This is a genomic window from Spirosoma pollinicola (assembly GCF_002831565.1).
GTDB lineage: Bacteria > Bacteroidota > Bacteroidia > Cytophagales > Spirosomataceae > Spirosoma > Spirosoma pollinicola.
Genome location: NZ_CP025096.1, coordinates 2,163,897 through 2,183,557 on the forward strand (window position 1 = coordinate 2,163,897; position 19,661 = coordinate 2,183,557).

At 47.7% G+C, this 19,661-nt stretch carries 16 protein-coding genes; 11 read left to right on the top strand and 5 right to left on the bottom strand.

Going from position 1 to position 19,661, the window contains the following annotated elements:
* The first annotated feature begins 65 nt into the window (after positions 1–65).
* The 4 genes from CWM47_RS09240 (at position 66) to CWM47_RS09255 (ending at position 3,967) form a co-directional block, all read left to right on the top strand.
* Positions 66–920, top strand: a complete 855-nt coding sequence (locus CWM47_RS09240; RefSeq protein ID WP_100987705.1) for an SDR family oxidoreductase — start codon at positions 66–68, stop codon at positions 918–920.
* A 164-nt stretch (positions 921–1,084) separates the two neighbouring features.
* Complete coding sequence (locus CWM47_RS09245) at positions 1,085–1,948, top strand: SDR family oxidoreductase (protein ID WP_100993804.1); 864 nt, start codon at positions 1,085–1,087, stop codon at positions 1,946–1,948.
* Between the two features lie 65 nt (positions 1,949–2,013).
* On the top strand, positions 2,014–3,372 hold the full coding sequence (locus CWM47_RS09250; RefSeq protein ID WP_100987706.1) for a cytochrome P450: 1,359 nt from the start codon (positions 2,014–2,016) through the stop codon (positions 3,370–3,372).
* Positions 3,373–3,589: 217 nt separating this feature from the next.
* Positions 3,590–3,967, top strand: coding sequence for an HPF/RaiA family ribosome-associated protein (locus tag CWM47_RS09255; protein WP_100987707.1), 378 nt, complete (start codon positions 3,590–3,592; stop codon positions 3,965–3,967).
* 73 nt (positions 3,968–4,040) lie between these two features.
* Here the strand turns inward: CWM47_RS09255 and metK are convergent, their stop codons facing one another.
* The 4 genes from metK to CWM47_RS09275 form a co-directional block, all read right to left on the bottom strand.
* Positions 4,041–5,318, bottom strand: a complete 1,278-nt coding sequence (metK, locus tag CWM47_RS09260) for a methionine adenosyltransferase (RefSeq protein WP_100987708.1) — start codon at positions 5,316–5,318, stop codon at positions 4,041–4,043.
* 84 nt (positions 5,319–5,402) lie between these two features.
* On the bottom strand, positions 5,403–6,602 hold the full coding sequence (locus tag CWM47_RS09265; RefSeq protein ID WP_100987709.1) for a lycopene cyclase family protein: 1,200 nt from the start codon (positions 6,600–6,602) through the stop codon (positions 5,403–5,405).
* A gap of 96 nt (positions 6,603–6,698) precedes the next feature.
* Entirely contained in the window at positions 6,699–7,577 is an 879-nt protein-coding gene (gene lipA, locus CWM47_RS09270) for a lipoyl synthase (protein WP_100987710.1), read from the bottom strand.
* Positions 7,578–7,751: 174 nt separating this feature from the next.
* Complete coding sequence (locus tag CWM47_RS09275) at positions 7,752–8,537, bottom strand: hypothetical protein (protein ID WP_100987711.1); 786 nt, start codon at positions 8,535–8,537, stop codon at positions 7,752–7,754.
* A 201-nt stretch (positions 8,538–8,738) separates the two neighbouring features.
* Between CWM47_RS09275 and CWM47_RS09280 the strand changes: the two genes are divergently transcribed.
* Positions 8,739–9,173 (top strand): OsmC family protein, encoded by a 435-nt coding sequence (locus CWM47_RS09280; protein WP_100987712.1) that lies wholly within the window; start codon positions 8,739–8,741, stop codon positions 9,171–9,173.
* Between the two features lie 17 nt (positions 9,174–9,190).
* On the opposite strand, the gene CWM47_RS09285 is transcribed toward CWM47_RS09280, so the two are convergent.
* Positions 9,191–9,928 carry an MFS transporter gene (locus CWM47_RS09285; RefSeq protein WP_240625815.1) on the bottom strand — a complete coding sequence of 246 codons (738 nt, stop codon included), beginning with the start codon at positions 9,926–9,928 and terminating at the stop codon, positions 9,191–9,193.
* Between the two features lie 604 nt (positions 9,929–10,532).
* Here CWM47_RS09285 and CWM47_RS09290 point away from each other — a divergent pair.
* The 6 genes from CWM47_RS09290 (at position 10,533) to CWM47_RS09315 (ending at position 19,598) form a co-directional block, all read left to right on the top strand.
* Complete coding sequence (locus CWM47_RS09290) at positions 10,533–11,348, top strand: FecR family protein (protein WP_240625817.1); 816 nt, start codon at positions 10,533–10,535, stop codon at positions 11,346–11,348.
* A 35-nt stretch (positions 11,349–11,383) separates the two neighbouring features.
* Positions 11,384–14,536, top strand: a complete 3,153-nt coding sequence (locus CWM47_RS09295) for a SusC/RagA family TonB-linked outer membrane protein (RefSeq protein WP_100987713.1) — start codon at positions 11,384–11,386, stop codon at positions 14,534–14,536.
* 79 nt (positions 14,537–14,615) lie between these two features.
* Positions 14,616–16,325: a RagB/SusD family nutrient uptake outer membrane protein gene (locus CWM47_RS09300; protein WP_100987714.1), complete on the top strand. Its 1,710-nt coding sequence runs from the start codon at positions 14,616–14,618 to the stop codon at positions 16,323–16,325.
* A gap of 192 nt (positions 16,326–16,517) precedes the next feature.
* A complete protein-coding gene (locus tag CWM47_RS09305; RefSeq protein ID WP_100987715.1) occupies positions 16,518–17,444 on the top strand; it encodes a sugar phosphate isomerase/epimerase family protein in 927 nt (308 codons plus the stop codon).
* A 59-nt stretch (positions 17,445–17,503) separates the two neighbouring features.
* Positions 17,504–18,244 (top strand): 3-keto-disaccharide hydrolase, encoded by a 741-nt coding sequence (locus tag CWM47_RS09310; RefSeq protein ID WP_100987716.1) that lies wholly within the window; start codon positions 17,504–17,506, stop codon positions 18,242–18,244.
* Between the two features lie 28 nt (positions 18,245–18,272).
* Positions 18,273–19,598 (top strand): Gfo/Idh/MocA family protein, encoded by a 1,326-nt coding sequence (locus CWM47_RS09315; protein WP_100987717.1) that lies wholly within the window; start codon positions 18,273–18,275, stop codon positions 19,596–19,598.
* Positions 19,599–19,661 lie beyond the last annotated feature (63 nt).

Below are 19,661 nucleotides of genomic sequence, written 5' to 3' on the forward strand. Positions count from 1 at the left end.
TAACTAAATGGGCCTGAAAAATAAATGTTTAAACAGCTTCGGTAACAAAACTCAACAGCAACGTTATGGAAACAAAAATCCCCCCGCAGCATCAGGACATTCAGCCGGGTATCCAGGCCGAACTTGATCCGCAGCCAAAGGTGATTCGGTACCTCTACAAAGGGTCGAACAAACTTAAAGACAAAGTCGCCCTGATTACGGGTGGCGACAGCGGCATTGGGCAGGCAGTAGCCGTACATTTTGCCCGCGAAGGGGCCGATGTAGCTATCTCCTACACGCCACGCGAAGAAGTCGATGCGCAAAAGACCAAGGAACTCGTTGAGGCTGAGGGTCGCAAATGCCTGCTGCTACCCGGCGATATTCGTCAGCCAGCGTATTGCGATTACATTGTGGAAACGACGGTTCAGCAACTGGGCAAGCTGAATATTCTGGTCAACAATGCTGGACTTCAACTACAACACAAAGAGCTAACCGACATCCTTGACGAAGATTTGCTGGCTACCTACGAAACCAACATCTATTCCTTTTTTCGAGTGTCGAAAGCAGCCGTGCCACACCTGCACAAAGGCGACTGCATCATCAATACCACTTCGATTACAGCCTATCAGGGCCGTGCCGATCTACTAGAGTATTCGTCGACCAAAGGGGCGATTATGACTTTTACCCGTGCTTTGTCTAGCAACCTCATCACAAAAGGTATTCGCGTGAATGCCGTGGCACCCGGTCCTATCTGGACGCCCTTGAATCCGGCTTCGGTGAGTGCAAAAGAGGTAGCCCAGTTTGGGCAGGACGTACCCATGAAACGACCTGGCCAACCCAGCGAAGTAGCACCTGCTTATGTATTTCTGGCCTCGGACGATGCCTCCTACATTACCGGGCAGGTCATGCACCCCAACGGCGGCACAATTGTAAACGCCTGACCATCTGGCGCGGGTATTTACCTGTGCCTGTTTATGAGGTCAGTATTCACTGACGCAAGCGAACCGGGGCGCCGGACCGGCTTGCTATATAAACCGGCACGGGTAAATACCCGCGCCAGATGCGACAGATCGAAATAAACTATAAATCATTGACTCAACCCGTTATGGAACAAATGGAAATTGACACCAAGGCCCAGCATCAAAACGTACAGCCGGGACTTGAATACGAAATGGACCCTCAACCGATTTATATTCGGGATGACTATCAGGGGGCCGATAAACTGAAGGATAAGATTGCCGTTATCACGGGGGGCGATTCGGGTATTGGTCGCGCGGTGGCCATTCACTTTGCTCGTGAAGGGGCCGATCTGGCCCTTTTCTACCATCCCCGTGAAGAACAGGATGCGCAAAAAACAAAATCGCTCGTTGAAGCCGAGGGACGTCAGTGCCTGCTGATTCCGGGCGATTTGAAAGAGGTTTCGTTCATCGAGGAAGCCGTTGGAAAGGTAATCGACAAATACAGTCATGTGAACATTCTGGTCAACAACGCGGCCAATCACGTTGAGCAGAAAGAGTTCGTCGATATATCGGACCAGCAGATGCGCGAAACATTTGAGCTGAATATTCTGGCCATGTTCCGATTGACCAAGCGTCTGTTGCCGTACATGAATGAATATGACTGCATCATCAATACCACCTCGGTTGTGTCGTACCGGGGCAGCGAATCGCTCATTGATTATGCATCGACTAAAGGGGCTGTTACTGCTTTCACGCGGTCGCTGTCGCAGAATCTGGTCGAGAAAAACATTCGTGTCAATGGCGTTGCCCCCGGCCCCATCTGGACACCCCTGATTGTGGCAACAAAAACGCTCGAAGAGGTCGAGAAATTTGGTAAAGATGTGCCAATGGAACGCCCCGGCCAACCTGCTGAACTGGCTCCAGCCTACGTATTTCTGGCGTCGGAAGATGCATCCTATTTTACAGGGCAGGTTATCCACGTCAATGGTGGTGAGGTTGTGAGTTCGTAGAGAGTCTATTCTGTCGTTACTACCTATATTGTCGGCCCGACCCAGAATCGGGCCGACATTTTTGAATGGAAACAACCGTCATTTCCACCCAGCCAGTACCCCTCCATCCCGGCTTACCTTTCCTGGGCAATACGCTTGCGTTTCTTCGCAATCCGCTTGGCACTCTGCATACGTTACAGCAAAATCATGCACGTATGGTTCACCTCCGTATTGGTGGACGAAACCAGTATCTGGTACTGAAACCCGAAGATGCCAAACACGTTTTGCAGGAAAATAACCGGAATTATGGCCGGTCGCCCGCGTTTGAAGTCCTCAAGATTTTTCTGGGGAATGGCTTGCTTACCAGCGATGGCGATTTCTGGCGTCGGCAGCGTCGGTTGGCACAACCCGCTTTTCATCGGCAAAAACTGGCCGCCCTCACGCAGACAATGATTGCCGAAAGTGCCGACTGGATTGATGAGCTGAAAGGACATAACCCGAAGGAGCCAGTCAACGTATCGCAGGCGTTTATGGACGTAACGATGCGTATTGTCTGCAAAACCCTATTCGGATCTGACACGACTGGGAAACTCGACGGTTTGTCAACAGCATTGGATACGTTAAATTACCTGGCGAATAAGCGGATGCTCTCACCGCTCAAATTTCCGTATGCCTGGCCAACGCCCAATAATCTACGGTCGAAACGAGCCCGGATGCAGGTCGATACTTTTATTTACGGACTTATCGAACAGCGACGAAAAGCTAGCGAAGAACGAGATGATTTGTTGGGTATGTTGCTGAGTGCCGAGGATGAGGAAACGGGCGAAGGCATGTCGGATCAGCAACTGCGGGACGAATGCGTAACCATTTTTTCGGCAGGCCACGAAACCACTGCGGTATCGATGGCCTGGACAATTCACTTGCTTACCAACCACCCCGATGTGTTGGCCCGGCTTAAAGCCGAAAGCCACTCGGTATTGGGTGATGCCCGAACACCAGCACCCGAAGTCTTTCGCGGACTGACCTACACCCTGCAAGTTGTGCAGGAATCATTACGACTGTACCCACCCGCCTGGATCATGAGTCGTAAGGCTTTTAACGATGATCATATTGGTTTTTACACGATTCCGGCTGGGGATACGGCGTTGGTTTGCCCCTATTTATTACATCGCGACCCAGCCAACTGGCCCGACCCGGGCCGTTTCGACCCTGACCGTTTTGCGCCGGGAGGGCCGAAGGATAGTTTGCACCCCTACGCCTATTTACCGTTTGGTGGAGGCCCCCGTTTGTGTATCGGAAATCAGTTTGCGCTGATGGAAATGCAGATCTTACTGGCCCTGTTTGTGCGTCAATTCGACTTAAAAGCCGTACCTCATCAGCGCATCTTTCCGAAACCGTTGATCACTTTACGACCTAATCAGTCGATTTGGGTAACATTAAATTAATAGTGTAATTATACTTTTCCAAGAACTTTTACCGTGAGCCGTTCCACGAATTGCCCTAAAGTGTACCCCATACAGGCGTTTAACTTTTTCGTACTGGTATAGCCGTGGAACAGGCTTGCATCTTTCGTAGATGGTCTTGACTTTGTGGTAAGTAAACACAAACTTAGTTAGACCATTGATGTTCTGAATCAATTCAATTCACCTTAAAAGCGACACAATGAGACTACAAATGCATGCCGTTAAGTTCACGGCCGATCAAAGCCTGTTAGATTTCATCCAGGCGAAACTCGATAAGTTAGACACATTCCATGACCGGATTATTAGCGGGGAAGTGTTTTTGAGGTTAGAGGGCGCTGACTCCAACAAGGTTAAAGAGAAAATAGTGGAGGTTAGGCTGATGCTGCCCGGTAAAGAATTGTTCGTTAAAGAACACGACAAGAGTTTCGAGAGCGCTACCGATCGCGTGATGGACGTCCTGAAAGACAAGCTCGTTCGGTTCAAGCAAAAACGAAATGACATTTCCAGCCCCGCTATTGAAGAAGCGACAACGCGGGTAGAAGATGAAGACGAGGTCTATGAGGCCGATGAGTTATAAACTAACTTAGTTTCTTAGAAACACAGAAGGCCACTCCAGTACTGGAGTGGCCTTCTGTGTTTCTAACAGATTCTTACAAACCAAAAGCGGTTTTCACCTGATCAACGAAATCGAGTTTCTCCCAGGTAAATAATTCAACTTCCAGTTCAATCATGTTCCCGTTTGAACCGAAGGTTTTCTTGACGATCTCGTTCTTCCGGCCCATGTGACCGTAAGCAGCCGTTTCGGAATAGATCGGGTTACGGAGTTTAAGGCGTTGCTCAATGGCATACGGACGCATATCGAAAATCTCGGCAACTTTCTCGGCAATTACGCCATCGTGAAGATCGACTTTAGATGTACCGTAGGTATTTACATACAACCCGCAAGGCTTGGCAACACCAATGGCATACGACACCTGTACTAATACCTGATCGCAAAGACCGGCAGCAACCAGGTTTTTGGCAATGTGGCGGGTGGCATAAGCTGCCGAACGGTCTACTTTGGAGGGATCTTTACCCGAGAAAGCCCCACCACCGTGAGCGCCTTTACCGCCGTACGTATCAACGATAATTTTACGACCCGTTAGACCGGTATCGCCGTGAGGTCCGCCAATAACGAACTTGCCGGTTGGATTGATGTAGTAGGTAATGCTGTCTGTGAATAAACCCTGAAGGTCGACTTTCAGAGCGGCTTTCACACGGGGAATCACAATATTGATAATATCAGCTTTGATTTTCGCCAGCATTGCTTCGTCTTCGTCGAAATCATCATGCTGGGTCGACACAACAATGGTGTCAATACGAATAGGCTGATCGTCGTCTGAATACTCAATCGTCACCTGCGACTTGGCATCGGGGCGCAGATAGGGCATCAACTCGATTTCATTATTGCGGATTTGTGACATCTCGCGCAGAATAGCATGAGCCAGATCAAGCGGAAGCGGCATGTAATTATCCGTTTCGTTGGTAGCATATCCGAACATCATGCCCTGATCGCCCGCTCCCTGAGCGTTTGCTTTCGCTTCGAAATCGTCATTGTCAACCAACCGATCAACACCCTGGTTGATATCGGCCGATTGGTCATGCAGGGCGGAAAAAATGCCGCACGAGTTCGCTTCAAACATGTATTCGCTCTTGGTATAGCCGATTCTACGGATAACTTCACGCGTAATTTTTTGAACGTCGAGGTACGTATCGGTTTTAATTTCTCCAGCCAACACAACCTGACCTGTTGTAACGAGCGTTTCGCAAGCTACCTTACTGGACGGATCAAATGCCAGGAAGTTATCAATTAATGCATCGGAAATTTGGTCGGCGACTTTATCGGGGTGGCCCTCGGAAACAGACTCGGAAGTGAAGAGATAAGGCATTTCTCTATCTATATGACTTGGTTAGAAACCGCAAAGCTACGAGTTTCTGGGCAGGGCACAAGTCACTAACGGGCTTGATAAGCATCATCCTACTAACTTCCGTCGAATAACGCTGAAAAAAGCGTTAAGAAACGGCATAAATGGCATGGTGGCAAACAACTTCAGTTCATCGACAAAACTTGTTTCTTCGTCCAGAAAGGTGAATACCCGGCCGGGATTTTTTGTATAAACTCGTGTAAAAATATCGTCAGCCGGATGCCGGTGCTTTTCCAGCACATTTAGAAAAATACTATCGTAGAGTTTAAATCGTCGGTCAAACCAGGACGTGGGTCGCTGGGGTTTACCTGTTTCAATCAGGTTTTGGACAATACGTTGCAGATACCGTTGTGTTCGCAGAAAGGTGTATCCTGTCGATGCTTTCGTGTAACCCCCCGATGTACCAATGCGAATAATGTGTTCCGATGGATTTTCAGACGTTGTTTCGTCAGACATAGGGATAACGCCATACTCTGTTTCTACAATTTCGTAGGTTCCAGTAGGTATGTATTGGTCTATATAGTGCCGTAACTCGGCTTCATACTCATTATCGGCAATGAGCTTATCGTTAAACAGGGTAAACTCAACCAATGCCGTTTTTTCGTCAAAAGGCAGTATATACAGGAAACGGCAGTCGTCGTGCTGCTCCACGCGAAAGTCCATGATTTCAGGACGTTTCGGGTCAAAGCAGGCCTGTTCCGTTTTGATGATCCATCCCTTAAAATGTTGTAGCAGGTTATGATTTTCGGGTTGGTCCAACTTCAAAGAAAACGTACTATCGAACACAAAATCGGCAATGTATGGCTCGTCATCAGCGATAACGAAGCCGCCCTTTGGCGTGTCTTTTATTCGGTTAATAGTAGCCTGTTTCCGTTCAATTGACGGGTGTTTGGCCAATTCATCCTGAACAAAAGTATAGAAGTCTATCCCCCGCAGCATCTTATACTGATAGTCCCCCATCTCGATGGGTCCCGCATAGGTAGTCCCATGAAAACTGACGACATTCCAGCAACGGAACAGAATAGCCTCAAAGGGGTTTGGCTTCGTCGGCGTTCGGCCAGGCGATGCAGCTTGACCAGAACCCTGCGCCGGTCGCTCCCAAAAACACCACGTTCTATCATTGCTGTTTTTGGGCTCCCTGTCAAGAATTAAAATGCTTCGGTCGCGTAACGATGACTGGCTCAGGTAATATGCCATACTTAAACCTGCCATTCCTCCTCCGGCAATAATGAAGTCGTATTTTTTCATGCAGTAAAGAAAAAGTCCGAACCCAGGGCCCGGACTCTCTTCTTTAATTAACGGATAAGCTTAATTGTTTTGTAAGAAAGTCGCTAAGTTAAAAACCTATACATTCACATGTTTCTCTGCGTGGTAACTCGACCGGACTAATGGGCCGGATTCAACATATTTCAGTCCACGCATCAACCCTTCTTCCCGGTATTTGGCAAATATTTCGGGATGAATCCACTCGATCACTTCGTGGTGCATTTTGGTTGGTTGCAGATATTGACCCAATGTTAGAATGTCGAGTCCATTTGCGGCCAGATCATCCATTGCTTTAGCTACCTCATCGTAGGTTTCGCCCAGGCCGAGCATAATCCCCGATTTGGTTCGTTGGCCGTAGGCCTTCGTCCGGCGAATTTGCTCCAGACTACGTTCGTAGCGAGCCTGCGGCCGAACACGCCTGTAGAGCCGTTCAACCGTTTCCATGTTGTGCGAAACAACTTCCTGACCGGCCGAAATCATCCGTTCCAGAGCTTCCCAGTTTCCTTTTGTATCTGGAATCAGCGTTTCAATGGTTGTTGCGGGCGACGCTTCTTTGATGAGTCGAACGGTCTGATACCATATTTCGGCACCTTTATCTTTCAACTCATCCCGGTTAACCGATGTAAGCACCGCGTGTTTTACTTTCATCAACACGATGGCTTCGGCTACACGTCGGGGTTCGTCGGTATCATATTCAGTGGGCCGCCCTGTTGCTACAGCACAAAAGGTACAGCTTCTTGTACAAATATTCCCCAGAATCATAAACGTAGCCGTACCGGCTCCCCAGCACTCACCCATATTGGGACAATTGCCACTCTCGCAAATAGTATGAAGTTTATGTTCATCAACCAGTTTACGGACTTTGGCATATTCAGGACCAATCGGCAATTTGACACGTAGCCAGTCGGGGCGTTTACGGCGTTGTTGTTCGGAGGGTATTACAGGTAGTTCAATCATATCTCCATTCCTTTCCAGCAAAATTCGTTTTTCGGATGTAAAGTTCAGCGAAAAGGAGAAAAGGAAGAGCGGGAGGAAAGGGAAGAGCGGGAAGAAAGGGAGAAAAAAGAAGAGAACTTTGATATGAGGAATCCTTTCCTCCCGCTCTTCCCCTTCTTACCCCTCCTCCTTCCTTTATTTCTTACTGCCGAAAAATAAGGTAATGTAGCCTGACGTGAAGAAACTGCGATTACCGTCTTCACGTTTCCCGGCCGGATCTGGATTTGGGATAATAACAATTTTGTTCGGAAAGGCTTCGGCCAGGAAACCAATTTCAAGACCTGTCGTATTATTCCTGAACGCGCTCAATTCAAAACTCAGTGCGGCTTTCAGGTGTAGACCAACTGTAAGTTTTGACTCGCCAATACCCTGAAAAAATCCACCAGCTCCGGTCACAGTTTCACCTGTGGCAGTAGCAAATCCGTTTACCTGCGATGCGGGTACCGTTCGGGTTTGGTTGCCGTAAGATACTTCGAGATAATAGGGCTTGATAATACCCAGCGATGGACCAGCCGCCAGAATGCCGCTAATCGCAATACCTTCGTCGGAACTGCGTTGAAATAATTTCACTTCCCGACCGTATGAAGGCCGCAAAACGAATAAATAATTTTCTTTTCCATCGAGGTAGCCTGAGCCAACATTATTTATGGATGAGCGAAGTTCTTTAGGGTGTTTAACATTAACCAGTTCCAGGCTCAGATAGCGGTACTGCGGCATACCAAACAGCGAGTTTGTCAATTGCTTGGCCTGCCTGAATGCAAAGCCACCCACGATACCCGAATTCGTGTTTGTGGTAATACCAAATGTCGTTATCGTTGAATAGTTATCATCCTCAACGTCAGCTTTTTGAGCTACAGCCTGCTGGCCCGATAAGAGCCAAGCGCTCGTTACAAGCCCAAGTATTGCGTATATAGTTTTCATTGTCGTAGTATCCTGAACTAAAAATACTCTTTTTTGCGCTCCTTCACAAAATAGCGCTAAACTATTAGCGTAACTACATCATTATTTATATGTTTAAAGACTCTAACCTGAGTTAGGCCACTAAGCATTTATTTACGCACACAGCTTATTATCAGTATACGAACTGATAGGCCAACAGGTTGCGACCAACTTACTTTATTTATGGCTACAATTCACATTGATTACCTTGGCGAGTTACGAACCGAATGCGTTCACTTGCAATCAGGCACGCACATTAATACCGACGCCCCTACCGACAATCAGGGGCGGGGGGAAGCTTTCTCCCCTACCGATCTGGTTGCCAATGCTCTCGGCACCTGTATTATTACGACAATGGCAATTTTTGCCCGGCGCGACGGTATCGAACTAAAAGGCAGTAAGCTGGATGTGACAAAAATAATGACCACTCATCCGCCCCGTCGCATCGCCCGGATTGTGGTTGACCTAACCCTCCAGGCTGAAAATTTGCCTGATGAGGAAACCCGTGTCCGTCTTGAGAAAATTGCGCATACCTGCCCGGTAGCCATCAGTTTGCACCCCGATATCGAACAGGCAGTAAGCATCCGTTGGGAAGAAGGAGTTCCTGTTTCAGAATAAATTTAGGTACAAGGCCACTAGCGACTTCGTTTCCGTTTTTGCCGCCAGCGCTTCACGTCGGCAGTCAGATTTTCGAGGAAGAACGATGGCCCTACAGACACATAGAAGCCGGTATAATTGATTTGACTTTCGGGAACATCGCGCTTAAGAATAAATCGGTAGCCTGTCAGAATATTGAGTCCGAACCAGTGCAATGGTCTTAACCAGCGTATGGTTGGGAACTGATAGGCTGCCGATACCCCTACACCCAGCGGCAAAAAAACACCTCTGGCAACTTCATTCCTGCTGGAGAGATCATCATTAATTTCGTAACGGGAATGGCCATAACCAAACTCGATAGGCAAACTTACTTCAAACGCCTTCCGGCGGAGTAGATACCGTTCATAATATACTGTTGCAATACGCAGGTGGCGTGTAACAGATTCCGAGGTATTGGGCAGCAGCCCCGGACGATCCAGATGCTGGTTCACAAAGTAAAATCCGGCTCCTGCTTTGAAACTAGCTGATCTCCCTCCTTTCAAATCGGGGCGCTCATGGCGGGGTGGAAACAAAAATCCCGCCCTTATACCGTATACGCTAACCGGCACCAGCCGATTGTCTTCAGTACGGGTATCATTAAAAAAGAAAAATCGCTGATCGGTAGACGCCGTAAACGTCAATGACTTGGGTCGGGTTGCCTGAACTACCGTTGAATCCGCAACTTTATCTGACTTTTGCAGATTTGCTTGAGAAGCCCCTTCTTTAGGCGACATCATTATCAGTACTAATGAACACGTTATGTGTATAAGATAGGCTGAAAACAGCCGTCGGAGCTGATATATGTTTTTCATCATGTCGATGAGAACATAACCGATAACAACCATAATAGTTAGAAAGCCACTGAGTCCGTAACCTATTTCACCACCTAAATAACATATATTTACTAGTAACTCTATAGAAATGAAGCACAAGTGTGCATTTTTATATATAAAGTATTCTATTTTGACATGTAAAAATGAAAAGTATTATGTTTATAAAAAAGTTATTTCTAAAATAAGTACAATTTTAATTAATTAAATTTTTTAATTAGTAAATTAACCGAATACAGGTTTTCGATGGCATTAACTCTTTTTCATACAACAAAATCTTCTAGTTTTACTTTTCGGGAACGTTCCCGGCAACGCTTGCATAAAAAAAAGGAGGTTTTTTCTTTCTATTGTCTACTATTATTTACAAGCTTACAGAAGGTATTCAAAGAGGTAATCATTAAGAAAATTTAAACTATCACTGAAAAATCCATAATCAATAGAAAAAGGTAGCAACATTTTTTTGGTTCGCATTTAAGTTCGCCAATAAGTAGAAATCCCTATTCCTAACGCTTTGACTTACACGAAACAGTTATATACCGTGTCTTATAAGTCATATTCTGTCTACAGCGCTGAGGAATTCGCCCTTGACGACCTGTTTGTACGTTGGGTAAAGTATCCCAATGACGAAGAGGTAGCATCGTATTGGACTATATGGTTATCAAATCACCCATACCAGGAAGAAACGGTTGAATTAGCACGTGAATTGATCCGAACGGGGAGTCGCTCTTACTTACCGAATTTATCGACTGATGATATCTCAAGTGTATGGGGGCGGATTCGCGAATCACTTCAAACAATGGAAGATGTTCGCCCACTTCAACCCGACGTACGGGCCGTTGTTGGGTGGTGGTATTTTATCAGGACAGTACTTGCAGCAGTTGCGGTTGTGTCGCTCATTGGCTGGGCATTGTGGATGCAGTATGGGCCTAACCAATCTATACGAACCGTTAGCACCCCTACTGGGCAAACCCGACAGATTCGGCTACCAGACAATTCAAGGATGACGCTGTATCCTAACAGCACAGTTCGTTATGCACGCCGATGGACCGATGAAACGCCAAGAGCAGTATGGTTAAATGGAGAGGCTGATTTTTCGATAACTCACCGGAATGATACATCATCGGCCCGACTGTTTAGAGTTCATACGGCTGATCTTACAATCGAGGCACTGGGAACTATATTCCGGGTGCGGCAACGCCCAAAAGGCACTTGTGTAGCCCTGACCTCGGGTCAGGTAGACTTACTTCTTAAACATCAAACCCCAATACGGCTCAAACCCGGCGATTCGATCGAGGTTGCAAGCAGTTCGCCCAAGTTTTTACCTTAACACTTAACTTTTACGCCAATCTAATCTAATTCATAATGCAGACAACAATTACCCAACCTCCACGGCAATCGTGGTTACCCCTGCTTGGCCTGACAGCGCTTGTGCTGGTTGGCCAACCGGCGTTCAGCGCGCCACCCACAAACAGGCTTCCGATGAACAACCCCGTGCAGGAGCGATCCGTATCGGGCAAAGTTCTATCGTCCGACGACAATAAACCACTTCCAGGCGTTAACGTTGCTGTGAAAGGTAGCACCCGTGGTACCACTACGGACGCTAACGGCACGTATAAAATCAATGTACCGAATGAGCAGGCAATCCTAGTGTTCTCATCGGTCGGGTTTATTTCTCAGGAGATCAACGTAGGAAACCGCTCCTCAATCGACGTAACGATTTTAGCTGATACCCGTGCCCTGAATGAAGTGGTCGTTGTTGGTTATGGTACGCAGAAAAAGAGTCAGTTAACTGGAGCCATTTCGTCAGTAAGTTCGAAGCAAATTACGGAGATGCCTATTACCAACCTGGGCCAGGCGATGCAGGGCCGGGTAGCGGGTGTCGACGTAGCGCAGTCGGGAAGTAGACCCGGATCGACACCAACAATCCGGATTCGTGGCCGCCGTTCGTTCAATGCCGGCAATAACCCGCTCTATGTAGTCGATGGCATTCCGCTTACAGGCGACCGGAACGAACTGCTATCCACTCGTCCGTTCGATTTTGCATCGGGTGGTTACGAAGATCTCAATCCAAATGATATTGCCTCGATGGAAATCCTGAAGGATGCTACATCAACCGCAATTTATGGGGCCAGAGGTGCCAACGGTGTTGTCTTGGTAACAACCAAACGGGGTAATAACAATGGGAAAACAACTATCAGTTATGATGCCTATGCGGGTGTTACGGATCCGCTGGATAAAGTCCATTTGTTTACTGGCCCCGAATTTACCGAGTATGTTCGGGAAGCTTACCGGGCAACGGGCCTATACAAAGATGCAAACGGCAATCCCGTTCCAACTGGCGTAGCGGATGCTTTTGCAGACTCAAAAGTAGCCGTTTTGGGTGGTGATCCCGCTGTAGCGGCAGGTATTGCGGCTAATAGGAACACCGATTACCAGTCGTTGATTCTCAGACAGGGCGTTCAGCAAAACCATTCACTTGGTATTCAGGGCGGTAATGAAAAAACGCAGTTCTACATTTCCGCCAGCTACTTCACGGATAAAGGAATTGTTCCTGGTCAGGATTACAACCGGTATTCGCTTCGTGCCAATATCGACCACCAAATTAACAAGGTACTCAAGGTAGGCATCTCGTCCTACATGATGTATAGCGGCCGGAACGGAGCCAATTTAAATCCCTACCGTTTTACACTCCAGCAAAACCCACTCGGCAGACCCTATGACGATAACGGTAAACTGATTTTTGCGCCGACAAACGATGCGCTATTGACTAATCCGCTGTATGAGATCATACCGGGTGCCCAAATCGACAACACGAAGAAGTACCGGATTTTCAATAGTATTTATGCCGAAGCCAATATCATCGACGGCTTGAAATACCGCGTCAATTTTGGTCCTGACTTTTCTGTTTCGCGGGCGGGTCGCTTTGTAGGATCTCTAACGAACGACCGGAAAGGTGGCGACGCAACGGCAGCTAATAACAGCCAGTATGGATTCAATTACACCCTGGAAAATATCCTGACTTACAATAAGACGTTTGGTAACCATAATCTGGGTATAACGGCCCTCCAATCCATTCAGCGGGATAACTTTGAATACAATAGCCAGTCCGTACAAGGTGTTCCTGCCGAGTCACAGCAGTTTTACAATACGGGTAATGCCAGTCTTGTCTTAGGTGTGGGCAGTAATTTAATTCAGTGGACACTCAACTCGTTCATGGGTCGCGTCAACTACGACTACAAGGATAAATACTTGGTAACCGCTACGTTACGGCGGGATGGTTCGAGCCGTTTCGGCGAAAACAGTAAATATGGTAACTTTCCGGGTATCGCACTGGCCTGGAACATCAATAACGAAGATTTCCTAAAGGATGTGACCTGGCTCGATCAGTTAAAACTACGCGTTAGCCGGGGGTCGGTAGGAAACCAGGGTGTGGTTCCTTATCAAACACAGGGCCTGTTGGGCCGTACAGTCTATGCCTGGGGGAATACGGGTGCTTACGGGTATCGCCCAAGTACCATTGGTAACCCGGATTTGAAATGGGAAACATCAACTTCGTCAAACATAGGAGTAGACTTCAGCTTTTGGAGAGGCCGCGTAGCTGGTTCGATTGAATTCTATCAAACCAACACCACCGACTTACTGCTGTCTGACCAACTGCCAACCTCTATTGGCTTCAATGCGGTAACGAAAAACGTAGGTGAAACGCGTAACCGGGGGGTCGAACTCAGTCTGTCGACCGTAAACATTAATTCGAAAAGCGGATTTAAGTGGACATCTGATTTCGCCTTTACCAAAAACAGCGAAGCCATTATCTCGCTTTATAATGGTGCTGTCGATGATTTAGGCAATAGGTGGTTTATCGGAAAACCATTAACGGCTTTCTATGACTATAAGAAAGCGGGCATTTGGCAAACAAGCGAAGCTGACCTGGCGAAATCGTTTCAAAGCTCTGTTGGACAAATTAAAGTACAGGATACCAATAACGACGGCAAAACAACGGCGGATGATCGCGTTTTTCTGGGTTCGGATATTCCCAACTTTAGTGCCGGGATTACCAACCGGTTTAACTATAAAGGGTTCGATTTATCGTTCTTCGTCTATGGACGTTTTGGCCAGACCATTTTGAGCGGCTTCCACCGGGACAATAACCAGCTGGCAGGTCGTTATCAGCAAATTAAAGTAGACTACTGGACGCCTAACAACCCAACCAACGAATTTCCACAACCCAAGTCGAACCAGGAGTTTCCCGTTTACAATTCATCCCTGTTTTACTTCGATGGCACATTCGTAAAAGTGCGTAATATCAATTTTGGGTATACGTTCACGTCTAAAATAACTCAGAAGCTGGGCATGCAGTCGCTGCGTGTATTTACCAGTATCCAGCAGCCATTCATCTTTTCAACCTACCGGTCGAAATATAACGGCGTCGATCCGGAAACAGCGGATGGAACCATCAATAATGACGTCGTACCGGCTACCCGGATAACTACATTTGGTTTGAACGTTAAATTCTAAGCACATATATAATCGTTGATCCAGGTAAATGCCCTGGCCTACGCTTTAAAGGCTTATAAAATCATTAGATTCTAAAAAAATGAAATCTATAATTTCCCCAAAATCATTGCGTATCCTGGGGCTTGTAATGCTCTTACTGAGCGGTCAGGCCTGCAAGAATGTATTGGAAGAAAAAGTAATCTCCAGTATTGGTAACGATTACGTTAATACCCCAAAGGGATTTGAGGATGCTGCCAAGGCAGCCTATGCTCCCTTACGAAGTTTTTATGCTACGCAGCAAGGCCTAACGATGACCGAATTTGGTACCGACCTCTATGCAACCGGTGCCGATGGAGGCTATAAAGGCTTTCATTTCTACGATACGCAACTAAATAGCTTTGTGGATTTCCTGCAAAATGTTTGGGAAGAATTGTATCGGGGCATCAATACCTGTAATTCGGTCATCGAACGTGCTTCGGCAGCCAACGTTTCGGATGCGGTGAAAAAACTACGGGTAGCCGAAGCGAAATTTCTGCGAGCGCACTATTATTTTATTCTTGTTCAACAGTGGGGTGGTGTCGATCTGCGATTAACGGAAACCCTGGCACCCACAAAAAAAACCAGCCGTGCAACAGAGGCTGACATATACAAGGCTATCCTGGCCGATCTCGAATCAGCTGCGCCGGATCTAGACCCCAAAATCAGGTCGACAGATTATGGTCGCGCTACCAAAGCCGCTGCCGAACACCTGCTCGCTCGTGTGTACCTGACCAAAGCAACATCGTCGGCAAAAGCGGCCGATGATTATGCTAATGCGGCTAAATATGCCACCAGTGTTATCAACAATTACGGTTTTAAGTTACTGCCTGATTTTGCGAGCGTATTTGCCCAGGGAGCCGGTGAAATAAGCGATGAGGTCATCTTTGCGGTTCAATATACGTCTGATCCATTGACCAATGCATCAACTCCTCCGGTTGCTAATTCGGGGGGAAACACGGGTGGCAATAACCTTCACCTATTTTTTGGGATGCAGTACGACGTGCAGGCGGGTATGGTTCGTGACATTTTTTATGGACGCCCATTCAAGCGATTGCGCCCAACAGCTTTTTGTCTAGAAACTGTTTTCAAAGATCGGGTAAACGACTCTCGCTACAAAAAAACGTTTAGAGACACCTGGTTAAGCAACGCTCCCGGAACCTACAACACGGCCTTCGACAACTCTAAAAAGACAGTTACCTTTAAAGCAGGCGACACCGCCATTTACATTCCGGGTGTTGAATGGACATTGGCCCAGCGGGCCGCCAAACCGTATCAGGTACTCGTACCAAGTGCCTACAATGAAGCACTGTTTCCTACACTGCAAAAATTCTTCGATCCACTCCGTCCAGATCGGACTTACGAACCAGGTAGCCGGGATTTCTTAGCCTTCCGTCTGGCCGAAACGTATCTTATTCTGGCGGAGGCCCAACTGAAGCTGGGCAAAACGGCAGACGCTACAGCCGCGATCAACATGGTTCGCCGTCGGGCTGCGTGGCCTGGCAAAGAGACGGCCATGGAAATAACAACCGCCCAGATGGATATGGAAATGATCTATCAGGAACGAGGACGGGAATTACTCGGCGAGCAAATCCGATGGATGGATTTGAAACGCTGGGGCAATCTGGTTGAGCGAGTTAAATTATATAACCCTCAAGCAGCAGTGAACGTAAAAGAAATCCATAATCTGCGGCCAATTCCGCAAACCCAGATTGACCGTACTGAGAAAGCGGCTGACGGTAGTCCTGGGTTTCCCCAGAATCCAGGGTATTAAGTTATGAAAGGGCGAAAGAGTGAACGAGTAAAAATTGCTTACGCCAGTTTTTTGCTCGTTCACTCTTTCGCCCTTTAAAATAAGTAGAAGTATATACCTGAGCACTTATTTTAGCAGGTTTTACATAAAAAGATTCAGTTCACAATCAGTCTTTGTGGCATCGGCTACCATTGATTTTTGATCCTTACAACTATGCTGGAAACGGTAAACCGACGACAGTTTTTGACAACGGCGGGCGTTTCGGCCCTGACTTTGCTAGCGGGTACAAATCGGCTATTGGCCGGTGCCGCTAAACCATCCGGCCTGAAAATTGCCTACTCGGCTATCACCTGGGGTGGTAACGATGCCCAGGCTATTGCGGACCTGTCGGCACTAGGCTACCGGGGCATTCAATTACGGGCTAATGCCTTTGGCCCCTACAAAGCCAAACCATCCGAATTAAAAGCGTTGCTCGACCAGCACCATCTGGCGCTGGCAATGTTTTCGAGTGGGAACGTCGAGATCGACCCCGCCAAAGAGCAAAGTACCATTGACATGCACGTGGCCCATGCCAGTTTTGTAAAAGCGCTGGGAGGCTCGGCTATTCAGTTGACCAACTCGGCCCGCCCCAAAGACCGGCTTCCAACCACCGAGGAACTGAAACGGTTGGCAACCGTGATGAACGAAATTGGTAAACAAACCGCCGACTTGGGTGTACAGGCAACCTACCATAACCACATGAGCCAGCTCGGCGAAACGCCCGAGGAAGTGGAGGTGATTGTGCAGGCGATGAACCCCAAGTTCGTAAAACTAGAACTCGATATTGCTCATTACAAGCAAGGTGGCGGGCTACCCGAGAAAGCCGTAAAGCAATACAAAGACATTATTTACGCACTTCATCTGAAAGACACGATGTCGCCCCTACCCGACAAGCCCGGCGACCCAAAAGCTTATAAATTCGTTGAACTGGGCCGGGGAAATGTCGATGTTCCAGCGGTATTCAAAGCGCTTGACGAAATCAACTTCAAGGGCTGGGGTATTATTGAATTAGATGGTGTACCCGAAAAGGATAAAACCGCTTCTCAATGCGCCCAAATCAATAAAGACTACATCACAAAAACCTTGAATCATCCGCTGTAACAAAAAATTTGACACAGAGATACACGGAGAAAACACAGAGATTCGCAGAGAAAACGCTTATGAAACAATTAATCTTATCAGGCTTATTACTTAGCTTGTTTGCTTTTGAAAGCCCGCAGGCACCTAATACTCTGACAACTAAAGAGAAAAAAGACGGCTGGAAATTATTATTCGACGGCAAAACGACAAATGGCTGGCGTGGTGCTTACAAAGACAAATTTCCGGCAAGAGGATGGAGTGTTAACGATGGTCTACTCACGATTCAGAAATCGGATGGCTCGGAGTCGCAGAGTTACGGCGATATTGTTACGGATGGCGAATACAGTGACTTTGACCTGATGTTCGATTTCAAACTGACCGATGGAGCCAATAGCGGAGTTAAGTATTTTGTGGCCGAGCAAAGCCCTAAACCAAAAGGTTCGGCCTTCGGTCTTGAATTTCAGGTGCTGGACGATGACAAACACCCCGATGCCAAACTGGGGCGGGATGGTAACCGTACGGTTGGTTCGTTGTATGATCTGATTCCCGCAAGCGGTAAGAAAGCCAACCCCATTGGCGAGTGGAATACGGGCCGGGTCATATCCAAAAGCAAGCATGTAGAACACTGGCTGAACGGTAAAAAAGTAGTAGAGTACGAACGCGGCAGCGAAAAATTCCGGGAGTTAGTGGCCATGAGCAAATACAAAGCCCCCGAATACAATAACAATGGTCGTTTTGGTGAAGCGCCCAAAGGACACATTCTGCTTCAGGACCACGGCGAACTGGTGTCCTTTAGAAATATCAAGATCAAAACTCTTTAATAAGAAACTGACTATCAGCTTATCTCTTATGGAAAATCGTCGTGAGTTTATAAAAAAATCTGCCCTTGCCGGATTGGGCATGAGCTTTTCGGCGGGCAGCTACGCCCGCATCCTCGGCTCGAACGACCGTGTTCGAGTGGGTATCATTGGTTTTTCTGATCGCTTCCGGCAATCGCTGGCCCCCGCGTTCATGGAACATGCCAAAGCCCAGAACTTTGCTTTTGTAGGCGTATCGGACATCTGGAGCCGCCGTCGCGATGAAGCTGAACAGTATTTAAAAGGTAAAGGCTGGAACGACGATTCGTTTTTCAAAGCCCGCAATAACGACGAACTTCTTGATCGCAAGGACGTAGATGCTGTGATCATCAGCACTGCCGATTTCCAGCACGCACTCCACTGCGTTGCCGCTGTTGAATCGGGCCGAGATGCCTATTGCGAAAAACCATTTGCCGAATCGCTCGCCGATGCCCGCAAAGCCGTAAAAGCGGTAGAGAGTTCCAGAAAAATTGTGCAGGTTGGCTCACAACGTCGGTCGGCCCCTAACTACCACTCCGCTAACGATTTTATCAAATCAGGTAAATTCGGCGACATCACTATGGTCGAAATGACCTGGAATGTCAACCAGCCCGGTCGCTGGCGTCGGCCTAAGTTAGTGTCTGAGATTCGGAAGGAAGACACCGACTGGGATCGTTACCAACTAAACCGACCCAAAACCGAATGGGACCCGCGCAAATACCTTGAGTTCCGGCTGTTCTACCCCTACTCGTCTGGTATTCCCGGCCAGTGGATGTCGCACCAGATTGATACTGTACACTGGTTCAGCGGGCTGGATCACCCACGTTCGGTGGTTGCTAATGGCGGGGTATACAGTTGGAAAGATGGCCGCGTTAATGCCGACACCTTTACAGCCGTATTTGATTACGGCCCGGACAACGACAAAACCAAAGGCTTTCAGGTGCTGTACTCCTCCCGAATGAACAACGAAGCGGGTGGCGTTAAAGAATATTATTTCTCGAATGGGGGTATGATCAACCTCGATACGAACAAGATCTCGCCTGAGGGTGGTCTGGAAGCAAAATATGCCAAAGACATGAACATGCAGGCCAATCTGCTTCCAACGATGGCACTGGGTGAAGCGGCTAAAATGGAGACATCTGCCAACACCGGTGGCGACCCAATGACGTCGCTGCACATGTTGAACTGGATGGGTTGTGTTCGTAGCCGCAAAGAGCCTAATGCACCGGCACGAGTTGGTTTCAACCACTCTATAGCCAACATTATGGCTACTACGGCCCTGCACACCGGCAAGCGCGTAACCTGGGATGCCGCCAAGCAGGATGTGATTATTAGTTAAATGAATAATGTGTAATGACTAATGGATAATGAATGGTCAGTGGCAAAATTCATTAGTCATTAC